The organism is Paucibacter sp. PLA-PC-4 (genome assembly GCF_026241155.1).
GTDB lineage: Bacteria > Pseudomonadota > Gammaproteobacteria > Burkholderiales > Burkholderiaceae_C > Roseateles_E.
Genome location: NZ_JAPFGP010000010.1, coordinates 127762 through 148146 on the forward strand (window position 1 = coordinate 127762; position 20385 = coordinate 148146).

14 protein-coding genes, 1 other RNA gene and 1 pseudogene are annotated in these 20385 nt (G+C 67.6%); 6 read left to right on the forward strand and 10 right to left on the reverse strand.

From position 1 onward, the window contains the following. Positions 1-22 precede the first annotated feature (22 nt). Positions 23-2602: a cyanophycin synthetase gene (gene cphA, locus OOZ63_RS16765; protein WP_266006729.1), complete on the forward strand. Its 2580-nt coding sequence runs from the start codon at positions 23-25 to the stop codon at positions 2600-2602. A 490-nt stretch (positions 2603-3092) separates the two neighbouring features. Beyond that, positions 3093-5348, forward strand: coding sequence for a putative bifunctional diguanylate cyclase/phosphodiesterase (locus OOZ63_RS16770; protein ID WP_266006730.1), 2256 nt, complete (start codon positions 3093-3095; stop codon positions 5346-5348). A gap of 7 nt (positions 5349-5355) precedes the next feature. Here the strand turns inward: OOZ63_RS16770 and OOZ63_RS16775 are convergent, their stop codons facing one another. Both OOZ63_RS16775 and OOZ63_RS16780 read right to left on the reverse strand, forming a co-directional pair. Beyond that, a complete protein-coding gene (locus OOZ63_RS16775; RefSeq protein WP_266006731.1) occupies positions 5356-7164 on the reverse strand; it encodes a methyl-accepting chemotaxis protein in 1809 nt (602 codons plus the stop codon). 105 nt (positions 7165-7269) lie between these two features. Next, positions 7270-7701: an Lrp/AsnC family transcriptional regulator gene (locus OOZ63_RS16780; protein WP_266006732.1), complete on the reverse strand. Its 432-nt coding sequence runs from the start codon at positions 7699-7701 to the stop codon at positions 7270-7272. Positions 7702-7840: 139 nt separating this feature from the next. Here OOZ63_RS16780 and OOZ63_RS16785 point away from each other — a divergent pair, with 139 nt between their 5' ends. Then, entirely contained in the window at positions 7841-8884 is a 1044-nt protein-coding gene (locus OOZ63_RS16785; RefSeq protein WP_266006733.1) for an ornithine cyclodeaminase, read from the forward strand. 124 nt (positions 8885-9008) lie between these two features. Beyond that, positions 9009-11321, forward strand: coding sequence for a response regulator (locus tag OOZ63_RS16790; RefSeq protein ID WP_266006734.1), 2313 nt, complete (start codon positions 9009-9011; stop codon positions 11319-11321). A 3-nt stretch (positions 11322-11324) separates the two neighbouring features. Here the strand turns inward: OOZ63_RS16790 and OOZ63_RS16795 are convergent, their stop codons facing one another. After that, the gene (locus OOZ63_RS16795; RefSeq protein ID WP_266006735.1) at positions 11325-12206 is read right to left on the reverse strand and encodes a carbonic anhydrase; all 882 of its coding nucleotides are present in this window, start codon (positions 12204-12206) and stop codon (positions 11325-11327) included. 189 nt (positions 12207-12395) lie between these two features. Further along, complete coding sequence (locus OOZ63_RS16800) at positions 12396-13601, reverse strand: multidrug effflux MFS transporter (protein WP_266006736.1); 1206 nt, start codon at positions 13599-13601, stop codon at positions 12396-12398. Positions 13602-13712: 111 nt separating this feature from the next. On the opposite strand from OOZ63_RS16800, the pseudogene OOZ63_RS29225 reads away from it, so the two are divergent. After that, positions 13713-14072: pseudogene (locus OOZ63_RS29225) on the forward strand (Gfo/Idh/MocA family protein); the annotation flags it as partial. Positions 14073-14144: 72 nt separating this feature from the next. Here OOZ63_RS29225 and OOZ63_RS16805 read toward each other — a convergent pair. The 3 genes from OOZ63_RS16805 to OOZ63_RS16815 form a co-directional block, all read right to left on the reverse strand. Then, positions 14145-14600 carry a hypothetical protein gene (locus tag OOZ63_RS16805; protein WP_266006737.1) on the reverse strand — a complete coding sequence of 152 codons (456 nt, stop codon included), beginning with the start codon at positions 14598-14600 and terminating at the stop codon, positions 14145-14147. A 101-nt stretch (positions 14601-14701) separates the two neighbouring features. After that, positions 14702-15074: RNase P RNA component class A (gene rnpB / locus OOZ63_RS16810), an RNA gene on the reverse strand. A gap of 16 nt (positions 15075-15090) precedes the next feature. Next, complete coding sequence (locus OOZ63_RS16815) at positions 15091-15981, reverse strand: DMT family transporter (RefSeq protein ID WP_266006738.1); 891 nt, start codon at positions 15979-15981, stop codon at positions 15091-15093. 86 nt (positions 15982-16067) lie between these two features. Here OOZ63_RS16815 and OOZ63_RS16820 point away from each other — a divergent pair, with 86 nt between their 5' ends. Then, positions 16068-16916: a LysR substrate-binding domain-containing protein gene (locus OOZ63_RS16820; RefSeq protein ID WP_266006739.1), complete on the forward strand. Its 849-nt coding sequence runs from the start codon at positions 16068-16070 to the stop codon at positions 16914-16916. Between the two features lie 15 nt (positions 16917-16931). On the opposite strand, the gene OOZ63_RS16825 is transcribed toward OOZ63_RS16820, so the two are convergent. From OOZ63_RS16825 to pyrC, 3 genes are all read right to left on the reverse strand, one after another. Next, entirely contained in the window at positions 16932-17915 is a 984-nt protein-coding gene (locus OOZ63_RS16825; protein WP_266006740.1) for an FHA domain-containing protein, read from the reverse strand. Further along, a complete protein-coding gene (locus tag OOZ63_RS16830) occupies positions 17891-19246 on the reverse strand; it encodes a S1 family peptidase (RefSeq protein ID WP_266006741.1) in 1356 nt (451 codons plus the stop codon). Before OOZ63_RS16830 ends, OOZ63_RS16825 begins: the two co-directional genes overlap by 25 nt. Before the next feature lie 64 nt (positions 19247-19310). After that, entirely contained in the window at positions 19311-20354 is a 1044-nt protein-coding gene (gene pyrC / locus OOZ63_RS16835; protein WP_266006742.1) for a dihydroorotase, read from the reverse strand. Positions 20355-20385 lie beyond the last annotated feature (31 nt).

A 20385-nucleotide genomic window follows, 5' to 3' on the forward strand; every position in this document is an offset into this window, starting at 1 on the left:
CTCCAGAAGCAACGAGCCCCCTATGGAAGTCTCACGCATCCGCGCCCTGCGCGGCCCGAATATGTGGAGCCGTCACACGGCCATCGAAGCCGTGGTCAGTTGCGGCGACGCCGAACGACAGGTCGCCGACCAGGCCGGCTTCGAGGCGCGACTGCGCGCCCTGTTCCCCGGCATCGGGGCGCTGCGTTCCCGCGGCGCCCCCGAGCTGCCGCTGCCGCTGGCCAAGCTTCTGGAGCAGGCGGCGCTGGCCCTGCAGGCCCAGGCCGGCTGCCCGGTGACCTTCAGCCACACCCATGCCACCGGCGAGCCCGGCACCTACCAAGTGGTGGTTGAGTACAGCGAGGAGGATGTCGGCCGCATGGCTTTCGACGCGGCCGTCCGGCTGCTGCAGGCCGCACTCGACAACACCGGTTTTGACATCGACGCAACGCTGGCCCAGCTGCGCGAGCTTGACGAGGACGTGCGCCTGGGCCCGTCGACCGGTTCTATCGTCGACGCGGCGATGGCCCGCGGCATCCCCTACCGCCGCCTGACCCAAGGCAGCCTGGTGCAGTTCGGCTGGGGCGCCAAGCAGCGCCGCATCTGGGCCGCCGAGGTCGACGCGACCAGCGCCGTCTCTGAATCGATTGCGCAGGACAAGGACCTCAGCAAGCGCCTGTTGCAGTCGGCCGGCGTACCGGTGCCGATCGGCCGCCCGGTCGACAGCATTGACGATGCCTGGGCTGCCGCGCTGGAGGTCGGGCTGCCGGTGGTGGTCAAGCCTCAGGACGGCAACCAGGGCAAGGGCGTCACGGTCAATGTAGCCAGCCGCGACCATATGGAAATCGCCTACAAGGCCGCCGACGAGATCGGCCAGGTGATGGTCGAGAAATTCCTGCCCGGCAGCGACTACCGCTTGCTCGTGATCGGCGACAAGCTGATCGCTGCCGCGCGTCGCGACCCACCGCATGTGATCGGCGACGGGGTGTTGACAGTCAAGCAGCTGGTCGACAAGGTCAATGCCGACCCGAAACGCGGCGACGGCCATGCCACTTCGCTGACCAAGATCCGCTTCGACGACATCGCCGTCGCGCGTCTGGCGCTGCAAGACCTGACTCCGGCTTCGGTGCCCGACAAGGGACAACGCGTGATCCTGCGCAACAACGCCAATCTGTCGACCGGGGGCACCGCCACCGATGTCACCGATGACGTGCACCCTGATGTCGCAGCCCGTGCGGTGGCGGCTGCGCAGGTGGTCGGCCTTCATGTCTGCGGCGTCGATGTGGTGGCCGAGAGCGTGCTGCAGCCGCTGGAGGAGCAAAGCGGCGGTGTCGTCGAGGTCAACGCCGCACCGGGCCTGCGCATGCATTTGAGCCCGAGCTATGGCAAGGGGCGCCCGGTCGGCGAGGCCATCATCGCCCACCTCTACGGCCATGGCCACAAGAGTGAGGATGGTCGTATCCCGGTGGTCGCCGTCACCGGCACCAATGGCAAAACCACCGTGACGCGGCTGATCGCCCATCTGTTCGCGACCTGCGGCCTGAAGGTCGGCATGACCAATACCGACGGCGTCTATGTCGACGGCCGCCAGATCGATAGCGGCGACTGCTCAGGCCCGAAGAGCGCGCGCAATGTGCTGATGCACCCGGATGTGGAGGCGGCCGTGTTCGAGACCGCGCGCGGCGGCGTGCTGCGCGAGGGTCTGGGCTTTGACCGCTGCCAGGTGGCCGTGGTCACCAACCTCGGCGAGGGCGACCACCTGGGCATGAACTTCCTCAACACCGTTGAGGAACTGGCCCTGGTCAAGCGGGTGATCGTGCAGAACGTCGCGCCGAGCGGCTATGCGGTGCTCAACGCCGCTGACCCGGTGGTGGCTGCGATGGCCCCGGTCTGCCCGGGCCAGATCATCTTCTTCGCGGCCGACCGCCATCACCCGCTGATGGCCACGCACCGCGCCCAAGGCAAGCGCTGCGTCTATCTGGATGGCGACCAACTGGTCGCGGCACAGGGCTCCTGGCGCGAGACCCTGCCGCTGCGCGACATCCCCTTCACCCGCGGCGGCACCATCCCCTTCCAAGTCGAGAACGCGATGGCGGCCGTGGCGGCGGGCTGGGGCGTCGGCCTTGACTGGGACACAATACGGCGCGGCGTCGCCAGCTTCAGCAATGATGCCGACAATGTGCCGGGCCGCTTCAATGTCATGGACTATCGCGGCGCCACCGTCGTGGCCGACTACGGGCACAACGCCGACGCGATGCGCGCGCTGGTGGCAGCCGTCGATGCGCTGCCGGCCAAGACCCGCTCGGTCGTGATCAGCGGCGCCGGTGACCGCCGCGACGAGGACATCCGCGCCCAAACTCAGATCCTTGGCCGGGCCTTCGACGAGGTCTTGCTGTTCCAGGATGCCTGCCAGCGGGGTCGCGAAGACGGCGAGGTGCTTGCCCTGCTGCGCCAAGGTTTGGAGGGCTCGACCCGCACCCGCCATGTGCAGGAGATCCGCGGCGAGTTCGTCGCGATCGACACCGCACTGGCGCGGCTGCAGCCAGGCGACCTGTGCCTGGTGCTGGTCGATCAGGTCGAGGAGGCGCTGGCTCATCTGAGTAAGCGCATCAGCGCCGGCTGAACCAGGGCCCTGGCCCGCGCTCAGGACAAAGGCGCTGCGGCGCCTTTGCTTTTTGCGCCAGCCATAGCAGGTCGCCAGCGGCGCACGGCTGAGGAGCGCAGCCGCGGGCGCGATGCAGGAGATCGTTCAGGCGATGCAGCGCGAGGCCCTCCTGATCGTCGACATCGCCAATGCATCGGCCCAGCAAAGTTGGCAACATCCTCCGCGTCAACGCAACCATCCCAGCGCTCGACCAGGTCACACAGCAAAATGCAGCGCTGGTCGAGGAGTCTGCGGCGGCAGCGGCCAGCTTTCGGGAGGAGGCTGCCCGCCTGACCGAGAACTCGGCCATCTTCAGCCCCGAGGAGTCAATGCCCGGCTGCCCCCCCCATGAGAGGGCCGTCGGGGCGGCATTAATGCTCATTTGTCAGCCGCGCGTCCAAACACCGGCGGCCTAAGATGTAAGCAAAATTGAATCCTCTCGCGCCCCCTCGTCCAAGCCCCCCCCTTCGTGATCTACGCGCTCGCGTTCAACCTCTCGGTCAATCTGATACTCGGTCTCGCGCTGTGGCTGACCTGGGCGCGTGAACGCAGTCAGGGCTTCAACCGGCTGCTGGGTGCGAGCTTTCTGGCCCAGGTGCTCGCCACCCCGGCCTATTTGCTGTGGCGCCAAAGTGAGGGGCTGCTCCACAGCCTCGGCGGCTTCGGCCTCGCGGCTTCCGGCGCGCTGAGCATGCTGATGATGGTGGCCGGTCTGCGCGACCTGGTCGGCCGCCCACTGAGCTGGCGGCAGGCCACGGCGCTGGGCCTGGGCCTGCTGGGCCTGCTCGGTGCACTGCTCGACCAGAGCATCGCGGCGGCTCAGGGCTCCGGCGCCGCGCTGAACACCTTGCTGGGCGTGGCCGCACTGCGCTGGCTCTGGCCACATGGCAAGGCCGAGCGGCTGGCCGGCCTGAGCCTGGTGCTGATAGGCCTGAACCAGTTCACTTTCGCGCTCGGCGGCGAGGCCGCCCTTGGCCTGCAGTCCAGCATCGGTGCGGCGCTGCGCATGTTGCTAGGCATCAGCCTGCTGCATGCGGCGCTTCGGCGCAGCAGCCTGGAGTCCCGCGGCCTGCGCACCCAGCTGCACTACATGACCGAGCATTCGCACCAGGGCGTGCTGGTGGCCCGCGAGGACGAACCGCTTTATGCGAACGCGGCCCTGCTCGAACTCTACGGCGTCGCCAGCCTGGCCGAGTTCAAGCATTACCAGCAGCAGCAGCCGGCGAGCCTGCGCGCGTCGGCATTGCAGCGCCGCCGCGCCATCATCAGCGGCGAGCTGCCCCACGCGCACTGGGAAGGCGAGCGCCGGCGCAGCGACGGCAGCTTGATGCGGCTGATGTTCTCGTCCTGGCGGATCGACTGGGCCGACGGGCCGGCCGAACATCTGGTGATCAGCGACGATACCGAGCGCTACAACGCTACCCAGGCCCTGCTGCACCAGGCCACCCACGACCCGGTCACTGGCCTGCCCAACCGCAGCGCACTGCAGCAGCGCTTGCGTGAGCTGTGCGCGCAGGCCCGCCCCTTTGGTCTGATCTGGCTGGACCTGGACCGTTTCACGCTGCTCAACGAGGCTTATGGCCATGCCACGGGCGATGCGCTGCTGCGCGCTTTCGGCGCGCTGCTGCAGGCCGAGTTCACGCCGCAGGCGCAGACCATGCATCTGGGCGAGGACGAGTTCGCGCTGCTGGTAACGGCAGGCGCTGAGCCGGCCCTGCTGCACGAGCTGACACGGCGCCTGCGCGCGCGGCTGGCGCGGCCCTTCGCCGTAGACGCTCGCGAGATCTATATCGACGCCTCGATCGGAGTGGCCCGCTTCCCGCACACCGCCAGCGACCCCGAGGGCCTGCTGCGCGAAGCCAGTGCCGCGATGCACGAGGCCAAGCAGGAGCCCGGCAGCGCCGAACGCTGGGCCGAGGCCAGCCCCAGGCGCAGCAGCAGCGCGACCATGCTGGCCGAACAGGCGATGCGAGCCGGGCTGAAGAACGCAGAATTCGAGCTGGTTTACCAGCCCAAGATCGCTGCCGCCGGCGGCGCACTGCTGAGCTTCGAAGCCCTGGTGCGCTGGCACCGGCCGAGCCATGGCGTGGTCAACCCCGCTGATTTCATCCCAGCGGCCGAGCGCACCGGCCTGATCGTTCCGCTGGGTGCGATGCTGCTGCAGCAGGCCTGCCGCCAGCTCAGTAACTGGCGCGCCGAAGGTCGACTGGTCCTGCCGGTGGCCGTGAATGTCTCGCCGCTGCAGCTGCACGACCCGAGCTTCCCGGCCTTCGTCGCCCGCACGCTGCAGACTTTCGATCTGCCGGCCGCGCTGCTGACCTTGGAGATCACCGAAACGGCGGCGGTGCGCGACGCCGATCAGGCTTGCGAGCGCATCAGCCGGCTCAACGAGCTCGGCATCAAGGTCGCGCTGGACGACTTCGGCACCGGCTTCTCCTCGCTGAACCTGCTACGCAGCATGCCACTGGACGCAGTCAAGATCGACCGCAGCCTGATCGAGCCGATGCCTCAGCGCACCGCCAGCGCGGTGGTGAGGGCGATCTGCCAGCTGGCCGCCGTGCTGGACCTGAAGGTGGTGGCAGAGGGCATCGAGACCCAGGCCCAGGCCGAGGCGGCGCGCGCCGCCGGCTGCAACGAGCTGCAAGGCTTTTTGTTCAGCAAACCCCTGTCGGCCTCTGCGGCGGGCGACTGGCTGGCGCGCCAGCCGGAGCCGGCGCTCGGCTGATGCAGCTTTAAGCCGGCAGCGCGCTGACCTTGAAGGCTGCGACGATCGCGGCCAGCTTGTTGGCCTGTTCCTTCAGACTCTCGGCCGCTGCGGCGGATTCTTCGACCAAGGAGGCATTCCGCTGCGTCATCTGGTCAAGCTGGGCGACCGCCGTGTTGACCTGCTCGATGCCCTGGCTCTGCTCGCGCGTCGCGCCACTGATCTCGGCCATGATGGATGTGACTTGGCTGACACTAGAGACGATCTCGCCCATCGTGCCGCCGGCCTCGCTAACCAGGCGCGAGCCGGCCTCGACCTGCTCGACGCTGGCACCAATCAGGGTCTTGATCTCGCGCGCGGCGCCGGCAGAGCGCTGGGCCAGCGCTCGCACCTCGCTGGCGACGACCGCGAAGCCGCGGCCCTGCTCGCCGGCTCGCGCCGCCTCGACGGCCGCATTCAGCGCCAGGATATTGGTCTGAAAGGCGATGCCGTCGATGGTGCCGATGATGTCGGCGATGCGGCGGCTGGCGCTGTTGATCTGCTCCATCGTGCTGACCACTTGGCCGACGACTGCTCCGCCGCGCTGGGCTACGCCCGAGGCCGTCGCGGCCAGTTGGTTGGCGCTGGCCGCGGCATCGGCGCTGTGGCGCACGGTGCTCGTCAGCTCTTCCATCGAGCTGGCGGTCTGCTGCAGATTACTGGCGGTCTCCTCGGTGCGCTGACTCAGGTCCTGGTTGCCCGAGGCGATCTGGCGCGCCGCCACCGCCATGTCCTCGCTGGTGGCGCGCACCTCGCGCATGACTGTGTCGATCTTGGCAACAAAGAGATTGAAGGAGCGGGCGATGTCGGCGATCTCGTCCTCGCCGCGGGCGAGTAGACGCTGGGTCAGGTCGCCACTGCCCGAGCCGATCTCGTCCATCGCATCGCGCACGCCGGCCAGGCCCTTGAGCAGCACGCCGATGGCCAGCGCCGACAGCAGCGCAGCCACCACCGCCACCGCGACCAGGGCCACGCCGGCGGTGGCCAGCAAATCGCTCAGCGCGGCGAGCGCCTCGCCGCGCTCGGCCGCGGTCACGAGGGTCCAGTCGGTGCCGGGCACGCGGGTAGCCTTCAGGAAGAAGTCCTGCGCGCCCACTTCGGCCTCAACCAACTCGGCGCCGGCGGCACGGGCCAGCAGGTCCGGGCTCAGCGCGGCCGATAGCTCGGCCACCGGCTTGAGCGTCAGTGCGGCGTCCGGGTGGGCGACGATCTTGCCGCCCGGCTCGACCAAGAAGGCAAAGCCGCTGGGCGTCGGCTTGATCGATTTCAGGGTCGCGATCACATCGTCCAGCGCCACGTCGGTGCCGGCCACCGCACGGGTGCTACCACCGGCCTTGATGGCAACGGCGAAGCTGACCACCAGTTTCTTGCTCGACGAGGCAATATAGGGCGCGGTGATCACCGCAGCCTCACTGGCCTCAGCCAGCTTGTACCAGGGTCGAGCGGTCGGGTCGTACTCGGCCGGGCGCTGGCGATCCGGCACAGAGACCATGCGCTTGTCGGCGCTGCCCAGATAGGCCAGGTCCAGGCGGCCGGACGTCAGCGCTTGCTCCAGCATGGGCTGGGGGCTGTCCAGCGCGGCGGCAGGCGTCAGCGCAGTGACGATGTCTTTCTGCGCTTTGACCCAGGCCCCCATCGTGCCGGTATGAGCGTCGCCCAGATCATTCAGCTGGGCCAGCACCTGGCGCTGGGCATGGCTGCTGACGCTTAGATAACTGGCCAGAGTCGCCACACCGATGGCGGCGATCACGATCAGGATGCAAATCGCGATCAGGCGGCTTTTGATGGTCTTCAGCATGTGGGTCCGGGGGATGGGCGCAAAGCGCACGAGTGTAGGCAGGCCCATACCCGGAACCAAGGGTAAACACCAGTTTGCGCGTGAACTCGGTCACGCGCCCTGCCTTCACACCTTGTGCGTGGACAAGAGGATGCTGGTCTCGGTGTGCGCGATGCCCTCGATCAGGCGCACGCCGCTGAGCACCCGGTCGAACTCCTCCAAGGTGTCCGAGCGCAGCTCGGCGACCAGATCCCAGCGCCCGTTGGTGCTGTGCAGGGCCGCCACATTGGGATGGCCGCGCAGCTCGCGCAGCACTTCGGCCGCACGGTTGCCCTCCACCGCGATGCTCATCAGCGCGCGGATGCGCTGGGCCTCGGCGGCGGGCCGCAGCCGGACGCTGTAGCCGACGATCACACCCTCGCGCTCCAGCCGTGCAATGCGGTTTTGCACCGTCGCCCGCGCCACCCGCAGTTGGCGGACCAGCGCGACAACGGGCAGACGGGCGTTGTCGCGCAGCAAGGCAATCAATTCGCGGTCGGTGTCATCGATATTGGCCATAACGCCAAGTTTAGCCTAGCACTTTGCCAAGCAAACCAGACAAATTGATCGCTTTGCCATCTTTTCGTTAGCTGCACTCCTCTTCAGAATTTGCGCAAAGCGGCCAGCAAGAACGCCAGCCCGCGCCCGGAGACTTTCGATGACACGCTTTGTAGACGTACCCGCCCTGACCCAGCTGCTGCAACGACGCGGCGTCGCCGCGCTGATGACCGAACTCAGCGAGGCCTTGCGCGAAGACTTTCTGCGCTGGGAAGACTTCGACAAATCGGCCCGCGTGGCCAGCCATTCCGCCCAGGGTGTGATCGAGCTGATGCCGGTGGCCGATGCCCATCGCTATGCCTTCAAGTATGTCAACGGCCACCCGGTCAACACCAGTCGCGGCATGTACACGGTGATGGCCTTCGGCGTACTGGCCGATGTCGCGAGCGGCTATCCGCTGCTGCTGTCCGAGCTGACACTGACCACGGCGCTGCGCACCGCCGCCACCTCTGCGATGGCCGCCAAGGCGCTGGCACGGCCCGACTCGCGCCGTATGGCACTGATCGGCAATGGCGCGCAAAGCGAGTTCCAGGCCCTGGCCTTCCACACCCAACTGGGCATCAATGAGGTCGTCGCCTATGACATCGACACGGCCGCCACCGTCAAGCTCGAGCGCAATCTGGCCGCCTTCCCGGCGCTGAAGATCCGCCGTGCGGCCTCGGTGGCAGAGGCGGTTCGCGGCGCCGACATCGTCACGACGGTGACGGCTGACAAGACCCGCGCCACCATCATCACGCCCGAGATGATCGAGCCCGGTATGCACATCAACGGCGTCGGTGGCGACTGCCCCGGCAAGACCGAGCTGCATGCCGACGTGTTGCGTGCCGCCCGCATCTTCGTCGAGTACGAGCCGCAGACCCGCATTGAGGGCGATATCCAGCAGCTGCCGGCCGACCATCCTGTGATTGATCTGTGGCGTGTACTGGCCGGTCAGACCGAAGGACGTCAGAGCCGCGAGCAAGTAACGGTGTTCGACTCGGTGGGCTTCGCGCTGGAAGACTACACGGCGCTGCGTCTGGTCTACCGCCTGGCCCAGGAGCTCGGTATCGGCCAGGAGGTCGAGCTGGTACCGCCGGCCGACGACCCCAAGGACCTGTTCCGCCACACCTTGGGCGGCCGCACCCAACTCAGGCGCGCTGCCTGAACCGGGAGCCGGCTGCGACCGGCGTGTAGTTTGTAGCGCTTTGCCGGCACAGATCCGGCTTTCGTGGGCCTGGGCCGGGGTTACAGTCGGACGCATCCCTGCACAGGACGTGTTCGAGGTCATATTGAGCCGCAAAGCTTCCAGCTCGCTGTTTGTCGCCATTGCGATGGGCGCCAGCATCGGCCTGCTGCTGCCGGCGCTGATCATCGGTGGCATCCTGATCGGTCTGCGCGAACCGCAGCAGGCTGAGCAGATCCAGCAGCGAGAGCTGCAGGCCAAGCTCGATGTGCTGGCCTCCAGCCTGCCCGAGCTGCTTTGGAACCTGGACGCAGTGGCCGCCCGCGAGGTGGTGTCGGCCATCATGAAGTCACCCGAGGTGGTCCGGGTTCGAGTCAGCGATGCCTCGCAAGGTGTGCCCTTCATCGAAATGCGCTTCCCGGAGCGCCAGAAAGGCCAGCTCTACCAGGGCGAGCGCGAGATTTATCGCGGCAGCGCCCGCATCGGCCACATCCAGATCGAGCTGGACGACCATCTGGCGAGCGCCGCGCTGGCGCGCCAGCGCTGGCTGTACGGAGCCACTGTTGGCGGCCAGCTGCTGATCTCGCTGGCGCTGATCCTGGCGCTGCTGAACTCCCGCGTGATGCGGCCGCTGCGCGAGCTCGGCGGCTTCGCCAACGATCTGGCGGCCGGGCGCTTCGCGGCTCGGCTCAAGCGCGAGCGCGATGACGAGATCGGCCGCCTGGGCGGGCATCTGGAACATATGCGCGACGCGCTGCAGCAGCAGTTCGAGTCGCAACGCGACCTGATCAACCGGCTGCGCGGCATGGCCGAGACCGTACCGGGCGTCGTCTATCAGCTGCGCCTGCGCGGCAATGGCGAGTTCGCGTTCGCTTATGTCAGCGAGGCGGTCAAGGACTACTTCCGCCTTAGCGCCAACGAGCTGGCCGAGGATGCCAGCGCCTGGTTCGGTCAGCTGCATGCCGAGGACCGCAAGCCGGTGATGGACTCGCTGCTCGCCTCGGCCCGCCATCTGACGCCCTGGCAGCAGGAGTTCCGCACTCACCACCCCGACGGCAGCGAGCGCTGGCTGTACGGCAATGCGATCGCGCAGCGCGAGGAAGGGCAGGACGGCTCCGGCGTGCTGTGGCACGGATTTCTGACCGACATCTCGCGCCAGCGCCGCGATGCACTGGAGCTAGAGCGCTACCGCCATCATCTGGAAGAGCTGGTGCAGGCGCGCACCGCCGAGCTGGCCGAGGCCACGCAGGCCGCCCAGGCCGCCAGCCTGGCCAAGAGCGCCTTCTTGGCCAATATGAGCCACGAGATCCGCACACCGATGAATGCCATCATCGGCCTGACCTATTTGGTGCGACGTGATGTCGTCGAGCCCGAGCAGCAGGAGCGGCTGCGCAAGGTGGCCGACGCCGCCGAGCATCTGCTCAGCGTCATCAACAATGTGCTGGACTTCTCCAAGATCGAGGCCGGCAAACTGCAGCTGGACCGCGCCGAGTTCACCGTCGGCCAGGTGATGGACGGCATCTCCAGCATGCTGGCGCAGCGCGCGGCTGAGAAGCGGCTGAAGGTCGAACTCGAGCTCGACCCTGCGCTGGCAGCCCGCCCGCTACTGGGCGATGCGCAACGCATTGCCGAGGTGCTACTGAATTTCGCCGGCAATGCGGTCAAGTTCACCGACCATGGTTTTGTGCGACTGAGTGCCAAGGTGGCTCAGGAGTCAGGCAACTCGGTGCAGTTGCGTTTCGAGGTGCGTGACAGCGGCATCGGCATCGCCGAAGATGTGCAGCAGCGCCTGTTTCAGGATTTCGAGCAGGCGGACAGCTCGACCACGCGCCGCTACGGGGGCACCGGCCTGGGCCTGGCGATCTGCCGGCGCCTGGCCCGGCTGATGCATGGCGAGGTCGGGGTCGAGAGCGCAGCTGGGGCCGGCAGCCTGTTCTGGTTCACCGTGCTGGTGGAGAAGTTTGAGGGCCGGGCCCGGCTGCCGCTGCCACTGAGCCGCAACCAGGTGGCGCAGGATCTGCAGAAGTCCTTCGCCGGCACCCGCGTGCTGCTGGCCGAGGATAACGCGGTCAATCAGGAGGTCGCGGTGGCCCTGCTGTCCAGCGCCGGTCTGCAGGTCGATGTGGCCGAGGACGGCCAGCAGGCGGTGGACATGGTGGAGCGGCAGGACTATGCGCTGGTGCTGATGGATGTGCAGATGCCTGTCATGGACGGGCTGGATGCGACCCGCACGATACGCCGCAGCGCCCGCGGCCGCGATCTGCCCATCTTGGCGATGACGGCCAACGCCTTCGCCGAGGAGCGCCAGCGCTGCCTGGACGCCGGCATGAACGACCACGTGGCCAAGCCGGTGGTCGCCGAGCAGCTGTTCGCCACCTTGCGGCTGTGGCTCAGCAAGCAGGCCACACCGACGAACTGAGGGCTAGCGGCTTTGCTTGATGAGCCGGCCCGAGTCCTTCTGCAGCGGGCGGGCATTCATTGGGTAGAGCTTGGCAAAGATCTCGATTTGCTCGCCCGACAGCTGCACCGGCTGGCGCATCACCATCCACAGCACGCCCTCGCTGCAGGGCGGCGTCGTCAGCGAGCCCATATAGGTGTAGTAGGCGCGGTCCTCGGGCAGCAGTTGCAGTAGGTTCAGCGTTCCGGGCCCCGGCTGCGCCTCATGTTTTTCCAGCGGCAGATTGTTCCAGACGGTCTGCACCAGCGGCTGCGCTTGGTGGATGGGGCCTCGCTCCAGCAGCACGGCCAGCACCGCGAGCCGGCCCTCGGCGTCTTTGTGCACCAGATGGGCCACCATATCGAACTGTTGGCCGTTGATACGCTCCTCGCTGGGCCGGTGGAAGTGGAACTGCTGCAGCTCGAAGCGTCGCCCCATCACCTGCAGGAAGTTGCCCGGCGCGATATTGACCTGCACCGTGTGGCCGGTGTCCAGCACGGCGAAGCTGCTGGGCTTGTAGTCGAACTCAATGGGCTCCAGATCGACCCGGATGCCGTCGCGGATGTCGATCGGGCTCTGGCGCGTACCGATGGCGCAGAGGCGGTACTCGGGCTTGAGCCCGCCCCAATGCTCGGGCGCACCCTCCCCGCCGTAGGCCCAGTGGATCTGCGCGGCCATCTTGGCCGGCGCAGGCCTGGTGCCGCGCTCGTCGACGCGGCTGCGCGCTTTGGGCGCTGCGATGGGCTCGGTCTTCGAAGTCAGCCGCTCGGCCAGACGCTGGCGCAGCGTGTCAGCCGACTCGTCGCTGGCCGCCGGGTCGATGACGGCCGCCGCCACCGGCGGCTTCGGCGGTTTACTCGTGCTCATGGCCGCAGGCCGGCCCTGGGCAACGGCGGCTGAGGCGACGAACAGCAGCATCAACAGACAAGCATGGCTGGGCGAAAGCGCCCGTATCGATGACAACATGACTTCTTCCGGCGCCGCCCATGCGGCCCCCCACCCCGTCATCATCGGCCGGCTGGCGTCAGTCTTGAGTCTGCAGGGGGCCTCCGGGTCTCAATACATCTGCGGCTTGACCTTGATCCAGGCCACCAAGCCGATACCCATCATGCACATCGAGGCCAGCGCCAGCGCCACGGTCGAGTGCATCACCAGCGGCACGACGACGCCGGCCACCAGGCCATTGGCCGCGCTGCCAATGCATGCCTGTAACGAGGAAGCCATGCCACGCCGGTCCGGCGCCTGGTCCAGAACCATCAGCGTCACGACCGGCACCATCAGTGCCCAGCCGAAGGCAAAAGCCGCGATCACCGGCAGGGCCCAGAAGGGGCTGGGTTCCAGCAGCAGGTTCAGCGTCACGTTCAGCACCGAGACCAGCAGCATGATCACGAAGCCGTGGCGGATCTGGTGGCGTGGCTTGATCTTGCCGGCCAGCCGGCCGCTCATCCAGGCGCCACCCATGATGCCGCCGATCGAGAAGCAGAAGAACCAGAAGAACTGGGTCGGCGCCAGATGCAGGTGCTCGCCGAGAAAAACCGGGGCCGCCAAAACATAGAGGAACATGCCGTTGAACGGGATGCCACTGGCCAGGGCCAGGAGCAGAAAGCGCCGGTTGGTGCACATCTGCCGGTAGCCGCGCATCAACGAACCGACATGAAAGGGCTGCTTCTGGTCCTGATGCAGGGTCTCGGGCAACAGTCGCCAGTTCGCTACCACCAGGGCTGCGCCAACCAGCACCAAGAACCAGAAGATTGAGTGCCAGTCGGCATGGACGAACAAAAAGCCGCCCACCATCGGCGCGATCGCCGGCGCGATGCCAAAGAAGATCGTGACCTGGGACATCACCCGCTGCGCTTCAGAGGGCGGGAACATATCGCGGATGATGGCCCGCGAGACCACGACGCCGGCGCCGGCGGACATACCCTGCACGGTGCGCCAGAACACCAGTTGGCCTATCGTGCCTGCCAGCGCGCAGCCCAGCGAGGCCAAGGTGAACACCACCATGCCCCACAGCACCACTGGGCGGCGGCCGAAGCTGTCGGACAGCGCGCCATGGAACAGATTCATCACAGCAAAGCCCAGCAGATAGCTGGACAGGGTCTGCTGCATCTCCACCGGCGTCGCATTCAGCGCCTGCGCAATGCCTGAGAAGGCCGGCAGATAGGTGTCGATCGAAAACGGCCCCACCATGCCCAGACAGGCCAGCAGGACGGCAAGAGCCCAGCGCGGTGCGCGCCAAAGGGTGCTGGCATCGGGATTCATCGGGGTTTTGTGCGCTACACGCCCGCTCGGTCGGCAGGTCTGATGGGCAGGGCCGCAGTGTAGCGGCGCCCTCTAAACTCGGCACTCCTGTGGCTATGGCATGACGGAACAATGACGGAACCCTTGAACATCGGCATCATCGGCCTGGGCGTGATGGGCCAGCGCATGCTGGCTCGGCTGTCCAGCCATCAGCGGCTGAAAGCCGCGTGGGTCTGGGATGCCAATCCGGCGGCCATTTCTCAGACCCTGGCCACCTACCCGCAGCTCAAGCCCGCCGCCAGTGCGGAGCAACTGATCTCCACACCCGGCCTGCACAGCCTGTACATCGCGACACCGCCTGCCGCGCACATGAGCCTGTCACATCTAGCGTTCGATGCCGGCCTGGCGGTGTTCTGCGAAAAGCCGCTGACGGTGGACTTCCCCGCCGCAAACGAGGTCATCGCCCGCATCGCCCGCGAAAAGCAGCGTGCTGCGGTGAACTTCTCGCTGGCCTCGGCGCCGGGCCTGGGCGCACTGCAACTGGCCTTTGGCGCGGCCTCCCGGCTACCGCTGGGCCCGCTGAGCTCGATCGACCTCGAAGTGGCTTTCGCCGCCTGGCCGCGCCCTTGGCAGGCCGGCGCCGGTGCCTGGCTGGCCGAACGTGAGGAAGGCGGCTTCACTCGCGAGGTGCTGTCGCACTTCGTCTTCGTGCTGCAGCGCGTGCTGGGCCATGCCGAGGTGCTGGACAGTCAGGTCGACTACCCCGGCGACGGCCGCAGCGCCGAGACCGCACTTAGCGCCTGCCTCAAAGCGGCCGGCGTGCCCATCCGCATCGCCGCCCGGGTGGCCAGCGATGTGTCGGTGCCCGATCACAACCGCATGCTGTGGCGCGCCAGCGAGGGCGAGATCGAGCTGCGCGAGTGGTTCGGAGTCACCCAGCAGCGCCGCAGCGAGGGCTGGCAGCCGCTGGGTTCTTCCGACGCCCTTCGGGCCAGCAGCCAGGCCGACCAGTTGGACCAATGGGTGGCGCTGATCGAGGGCCGCTCGCACAGCCTGCCCGGCTATGCCGAGGCGCTGGCGGTGCAGCAGACCATCGAGGCCTTGCTCAGCGGCAATGAAAAGAGTGAAGCAAGCCGATAGGCCGGATTCTGTGCAAAACCTGACCCTTGCGGGCCGGGTCCTGTGACCGCCATTCCTCTGGGCCGGGCATCACTGCCCGGCTCGGTGCCACCTACCCGCCAGCTCAGCGAGCCGCCTCGATACTGGCCTACTTGGTGTTGCTGCGCGTAGAGATTGCCCGTTTCACCCGATCCCATGGGCTGCGCTCATGGTCCCGCAGGGCATGCACCCCGCACGTTTGATCGACTCGTCTCTGTTGCTCTGATCCTCGGCTCACGCCGGACAGCCGTTAGCTGCTACGCCGCTCTATGCAGTCCGGACCTTCCTCCAGCCCCAGGTTTCCCTGATCGGGCCAGCGGCGGTCTGGCTTGCTTCACGACCGTATTATCGTTCATCGCTTCAGGCTCGCGATGGCGGCTGCCATCATCGCGACTCCCAGCAGTTGGAGCGGGCTCAGCGAGCGCCCATAGACGGCCCAGTCGACCAGCACCGCCGCCGCCGGATATACGAACTGCAGCACCGCGATACGGCCGGCCGGCAGTCGGTTGATGCCGGCATAGAGCAGCACATAGGCGAGACCGGTGTGGATCAGACCCAGACCAGCCAGCCAACCCCAGGCCGCCCCCCAGGCCGGCCAGCCCTGGCTCAGCGGCCAGGCCAGCAAGGCGAGGCTCCCGACCGCGCACTGCCACCAGGCCAGCGCGAAAGAGCTGACCCCGCGTACGGACTTCGCGATCAGGGTCACGGCCGCATAGCTGAGCGAGCCGCCCAGACACATCAGCAGGCCCCAGACATAGGCGCGGTCGAGCGCCTGCAGCTGGTTCGTCAGGCCGGCGGCAAGCGCCAGGCCCAGCAGGGCCAGCAGCGCCGCCACCCCCTGCCGGCGGCTGAAGGGCTCGCGCAGGAACAACACGCCGAAGGCCATCACCAGCAGCGGCTGCACATGGAAGACCACGGTGGCCACAGCGATCGACGTGCGCTCGATCGCCGCGAAGAACAGGCCCCAATTCAGCAGCATCAGCAGGCCGGCCGCCACCGCAGCCAGCAGCCCACGCCGCGCCAGCCACAGCTCGCCCAGGCGAGCGCTGATCAGCCCCCAGGCCAGCAAGGCCAGGCCGCCAAACGCGCAGCGGAACCAGACCGCCGTCAGCGGATCCTGGCCAGCCTCCTCCAGAAACACGCCCAGCGTGCCCAACAGCAGTCCGCCGGCCAGCATCAATGCCTGACCCTGGCGTTGTTCGCGGGAGGCAGTCGATACGGGAGCGAGTGTTGATGCAGTCATGCCGGAATGCTCGGTCAGCACGAAAATCCTGTGAAGCGGATAGTTTTGCTGGCTACCATTCGTTTATCGAATAGCTGGAGCAAGGGATGCGGGATCTGCAACTGGACTGGCTGCGCGCTTTTGTCGCGGTGGTCGACGCCGGCTCGCTATCGGCCGCCGCGCCGCTGCTGCACCGCTCGCAATCGGCCGTCAGCATGCAGCTGCGCAAGCTGGAAGAGGCCGTCGGTCGACCGGTGCTGCTGCGCGGCCCGCGCCATCTGGAGCTGACACCTAGCGGCCAGGAGCTGCTGGTTTTTGCGCGCCGCATGCTGGAGCTGCATGGCGAGGCACTGACCGCGCTGCACGGCCCGCAGCTGGCAGGACGGCTGCGCTTGGGCGTGCCCGACGACTATGCGGCCAGCTATCTGACGCCGCTGCTGCGCAGCTTCGCCAACCGCCATGCCGGGGTCGAGATCGAGCTGGCCTGCGAGCAGTCGACCGCGCTGATCCCGCAGGTGCAGCGCGGTGAGCTCGATCTGGCCCTGGTCTCGCAGGACAAACCCGGCCGTGGCACCCATCTGTTCGACGAGCCCCTGGTCTGGGTCGGAGCCGCCCAGCATGAGGCCTGGCGGCGTGAGCCGCTACCGGTAGCGGTCTACGAGAGCGGCAGCATGGCGCGCCGCGATGCGCTGGCGGCGCTGAACGCCCAGCGGCGCAGCCATCGCATCGCATACAACAGCGCGAGCCTGGCGGGCCAGCTGGCAGCGGTCGAGAGCGGGCTGGCGGTGGCCGTGCTGACGCGCTGCAGCGTGCCGCCGGGCCTGCAGATCCTCGGCGACAAGCAGGGCCTGCCACCGCTGCCCACGATGGCCGTGGCGCTGATGCGCAGCCGGGCCTCACGCACATCGGCCGCAGCCGATGCGATGCAGGAGCTGGCGCTGCGCACGCTGGCCTGAAAGGCTGAGCGCGCTTCAGTCCCCGCCGTCTTCGGCTTGCTCCTCGTCGTCCTTCTTGGCCTGGCGGGCCAGCTCGGCTTCCAGCGGCCGCAGCGAATCGATCAGTGCTTCGGGCGGCTGGGGGGCGACCAGGCGTAGCGCCGGCGGCGGCAGCGCGCTCAGATACGGTGGGCCGAACCAGTGCTGCTGGTCCAGACGCCTGGCCACCAGCAGGGCCTGCGAGCAGACCAGAAAGCCCAGCACGCCGAAGGCCAGCGCACGCCTGCCGCGCGGCCAGACCAGGCTGGCATGCCAGTACACAAGGCCCGCCAGCCCCAGCGGCAGGATCAGCCCTTCCAGCGGCAGCAGCTGGCGCAGCGAGAACGCGTAGGCCAGCAAGGGCAGCAGCGCGCCCGCCATGCTCATCAGCGCCACGCCGACCAGGGCCCGCCACACATGGCTGGCGAAGGGGAAGCGGTGCTGGAACAGCTGGGTCACCAGAGCCCAGAGCGCGGCCCAGCTCAGCAGCAGGCCCAGCGGCATCAGGATGGCGCCGGCGTAGTCAATCCAGGGCGAGCCCGGGTTCAGCGAGCTCCACTGGTCCAGCCACAGCGCGCCCAGCCACAGCAGCAGCAGGCCCGCCAGCCAGCGCAGCGGCGGCGCACCGGCGGCCAGCAGCAGCGGCTGCTCCGGCGTCAGCGCATCGCTGCTGCGGCGCAGGCGCAACTGGGTAGCGCCAAGCTGGAATACCGCGCCGGCCCCCAGGGCCACCGACTCACCGGGCACCAGCCGCCGCCGGCCCAGCTGGCCGCCATTCAGGCTGGGCAGCAGGGCCAGCTGCGGGCCGGATTCGTCCAGGCTCAACCTTGCATGGGTGGCGGCCAGGTGGCTATCGTCCAGCACGATGTCGCAATCCGGCGAGCGGCCGATCGAGACCGGCCAGGCCTGCAGCTTGTGGGTGGCGCGCACCTGGCCGTCGCGGCCCAGCACCTCGATCACTGCTGCTGCGCGCGCGTCCATCCGAAGCCTCCGAGGTAATGGGCGCTCAGCTTGAGCGCGTTGTCAAAGCTGATGCCGCGGGCATCGAAACGGCCAAGAGCCCCCTCGGTCGCGCCGTCCACCGTGGTCACGAGCACGCTCAGATCATGCAGGCCGGCCAGCTTGCGGTAGGCGCTCAGGCAGATCACCGCGCGCAGCGGTGGCCCCTCCTTGACGTCCTTTTGGATGAACTCCTCGCGGCAATGCGGCGCGGTGCGCTGCTTGTTGGAGCGGCCCAGGTTCTCGTTGCGAAAACTCCCCGAATACTGCTTGGCAAAACGCAGGGCGCCGAGCTTGGCGCCGTCATAGGCCTCGTGCGAGATGTCCAGATAGCCGGTCTGCAGCGCGCCATTGATGAAGATCGCATGCTCCATCCGGCACTGCGAGCGCTGGAAGTCCAGGCCCTTGCTGTCGGCCGGGGTGCCGCGCCCCCAGCAGCGCATGAACTGCTCCTGCGGCACCGGTAGACGGTAGCGCACATGGTCGGCGCCGCGCCAGGGCTGGGCGATGAAGCGGGTCACCAGCTCATCCTGATAGGCCATCAGCTGCTCGCGCAGACGCGGCCAGGCCGGGCCAGCCAGCGGCTTGCTCGCGCGGCTGCGCTCGAACAGGCGCAGCGCAAACTCGGCCGGCACCAGAAAGCTCATCTGCTGAGCGAAGAACATCGCCGAAACATTGATGCCGACGACCCGGCCGTCCTCGTCCAGCACCGGGCCGCCGCTCATGCCCGAGTTGATGCTGCCCGAGTAGTAGATCAGCGCATCGAAGCTGCGCTCGACCAGGCCGTTGTACGTCCCCTCGACCACGGCGAAAGCAACGTCATGCGGATTGCCCATCGAGTAGATGCGGTCGCCCTTGGACAGCGGCTCGTCCAGTGGGCGAAAGCTCAGTGCGCCGGCATTCTTGAGCCCAGCCCCGACCACACGCAGCAGCGCCAGATCGCGCCGCACATCGAAGTCCAGCAGCTCCAGCTCGCCCGCCTGGCCCTCGGTGCCGGCGTAGCGCAGCCGGTAGCGCTCGGGCTCCAGCGCGGCCTGGCTGACCACGTGATAGTTGGTAATCACATGGCCAGCCTCGCTGACCAGAAAGCCCGAACCAACCGAGGCCTGACTGTCCTGATTCTTCAGCAGGGTGCGGATTTGAAGCAGCTGGCCACGGGCCCGCTCGTAGATGCGCCGGGCGGTAGCCGAGACCGCAGCCGCCGGCGCGCTGGCGGCTGCTGCCGGGGGGGTGGGTGCCGGCTGCGGCTGAGCCAGCAGCGGCTGGGCCAGGGTCTGCAGCAGCAGGCCGGCCACGATCAAGAGTTTGCGCAAGTCACTTCCCTCCTCGTTGCGTCGCCGGCCATGCTAGCCGGTTTGCAGCCAGGAAGCCGTGCTGTCAGAGTAGTTTCCAGCCCAGCGCCTCGCCGCCGCGCAAGGGTTTGAGTCGCGCCTGGCCGAAGGGCACGCTGTCGGGCAGGGTCCAGTCCTGCTTGCGCAGCGTGACACGCTCGGTATTGCGCGGCAACCCGTAGAAGTCGGCTCCGTTGAAGCTGGCGAATGCCTCCAGCTTGTCGAGCGCGCCCATAGCCTCGAAGGCCTCGGCATAAAGCTCCAGCGCGCACATCGCGGTGAAGCAGCCGGCGCCGCAGACCGAGTTTTCCTTCATCACCGAGGCGTGCGGAGCACTGTCGGTGCCGAGGAAGAATTTCGTGCTGCCCGACGTCGCTGCCCGTATCAGGGCCAGGCGGTGCTCCTCGCGCTTGAGCACAGGCAGACAGTAGTAATGCGGGCGCAGGCCACCGGTGAAGATGGCGTTACGGTTGTAGAGCAGGTGCTGGGGGGTCAGGGTCGCGGCCGTGTAAGCGTCGGCACCGGCCACGTACTGGGCGGCCTCCTTGGTCGTGATGTGCTCGAACACCACCTTCAGCTCGGGCATATCGCGGCGCAGCGGGGTCATCACACGGTCGATGAAGACGGCCTCCCGATCGAACACATCGATGTCCGGGTCGGTCACCTCGCCATGCACCAGCAGCAAGAGACCCTCGCGCTGCATCGCCTCCAGCGTTTTGTAGGTCTTCTTGATGTCGGTGACGCCCGCATCGCTATTGGTCGTGGCGCCGGCCGGGTAGAGCTTGAGCGCGACAACACCGGCGTCCTTGGCGCGCTTGATTTCGTCGACCGGGGTCAGGTCGGTCAGGTACAGCGTCATCAGCGGCTCGAACTTCAGGCCTTGCGGCACGGCCGCGAGAATGCGCTGGCGGTAGGCCTGGGCCTGGGCGGCCGTCGTGATCGGCGGGCGCAGATTTGGCATCACGATGGCGCGGGCGAACTGAAGCGCGGTGTGCGGCACGACGCTTTGCATCGCGGCCTCGTCGCGCAGGTGCACATGCCAGTCGTCGGGGCGGATCAGGCTCAGCTGGGTGGGGGTGGCGGTACTCATGGGCCGGCATTGTCGCACCCGTCACCCGGCG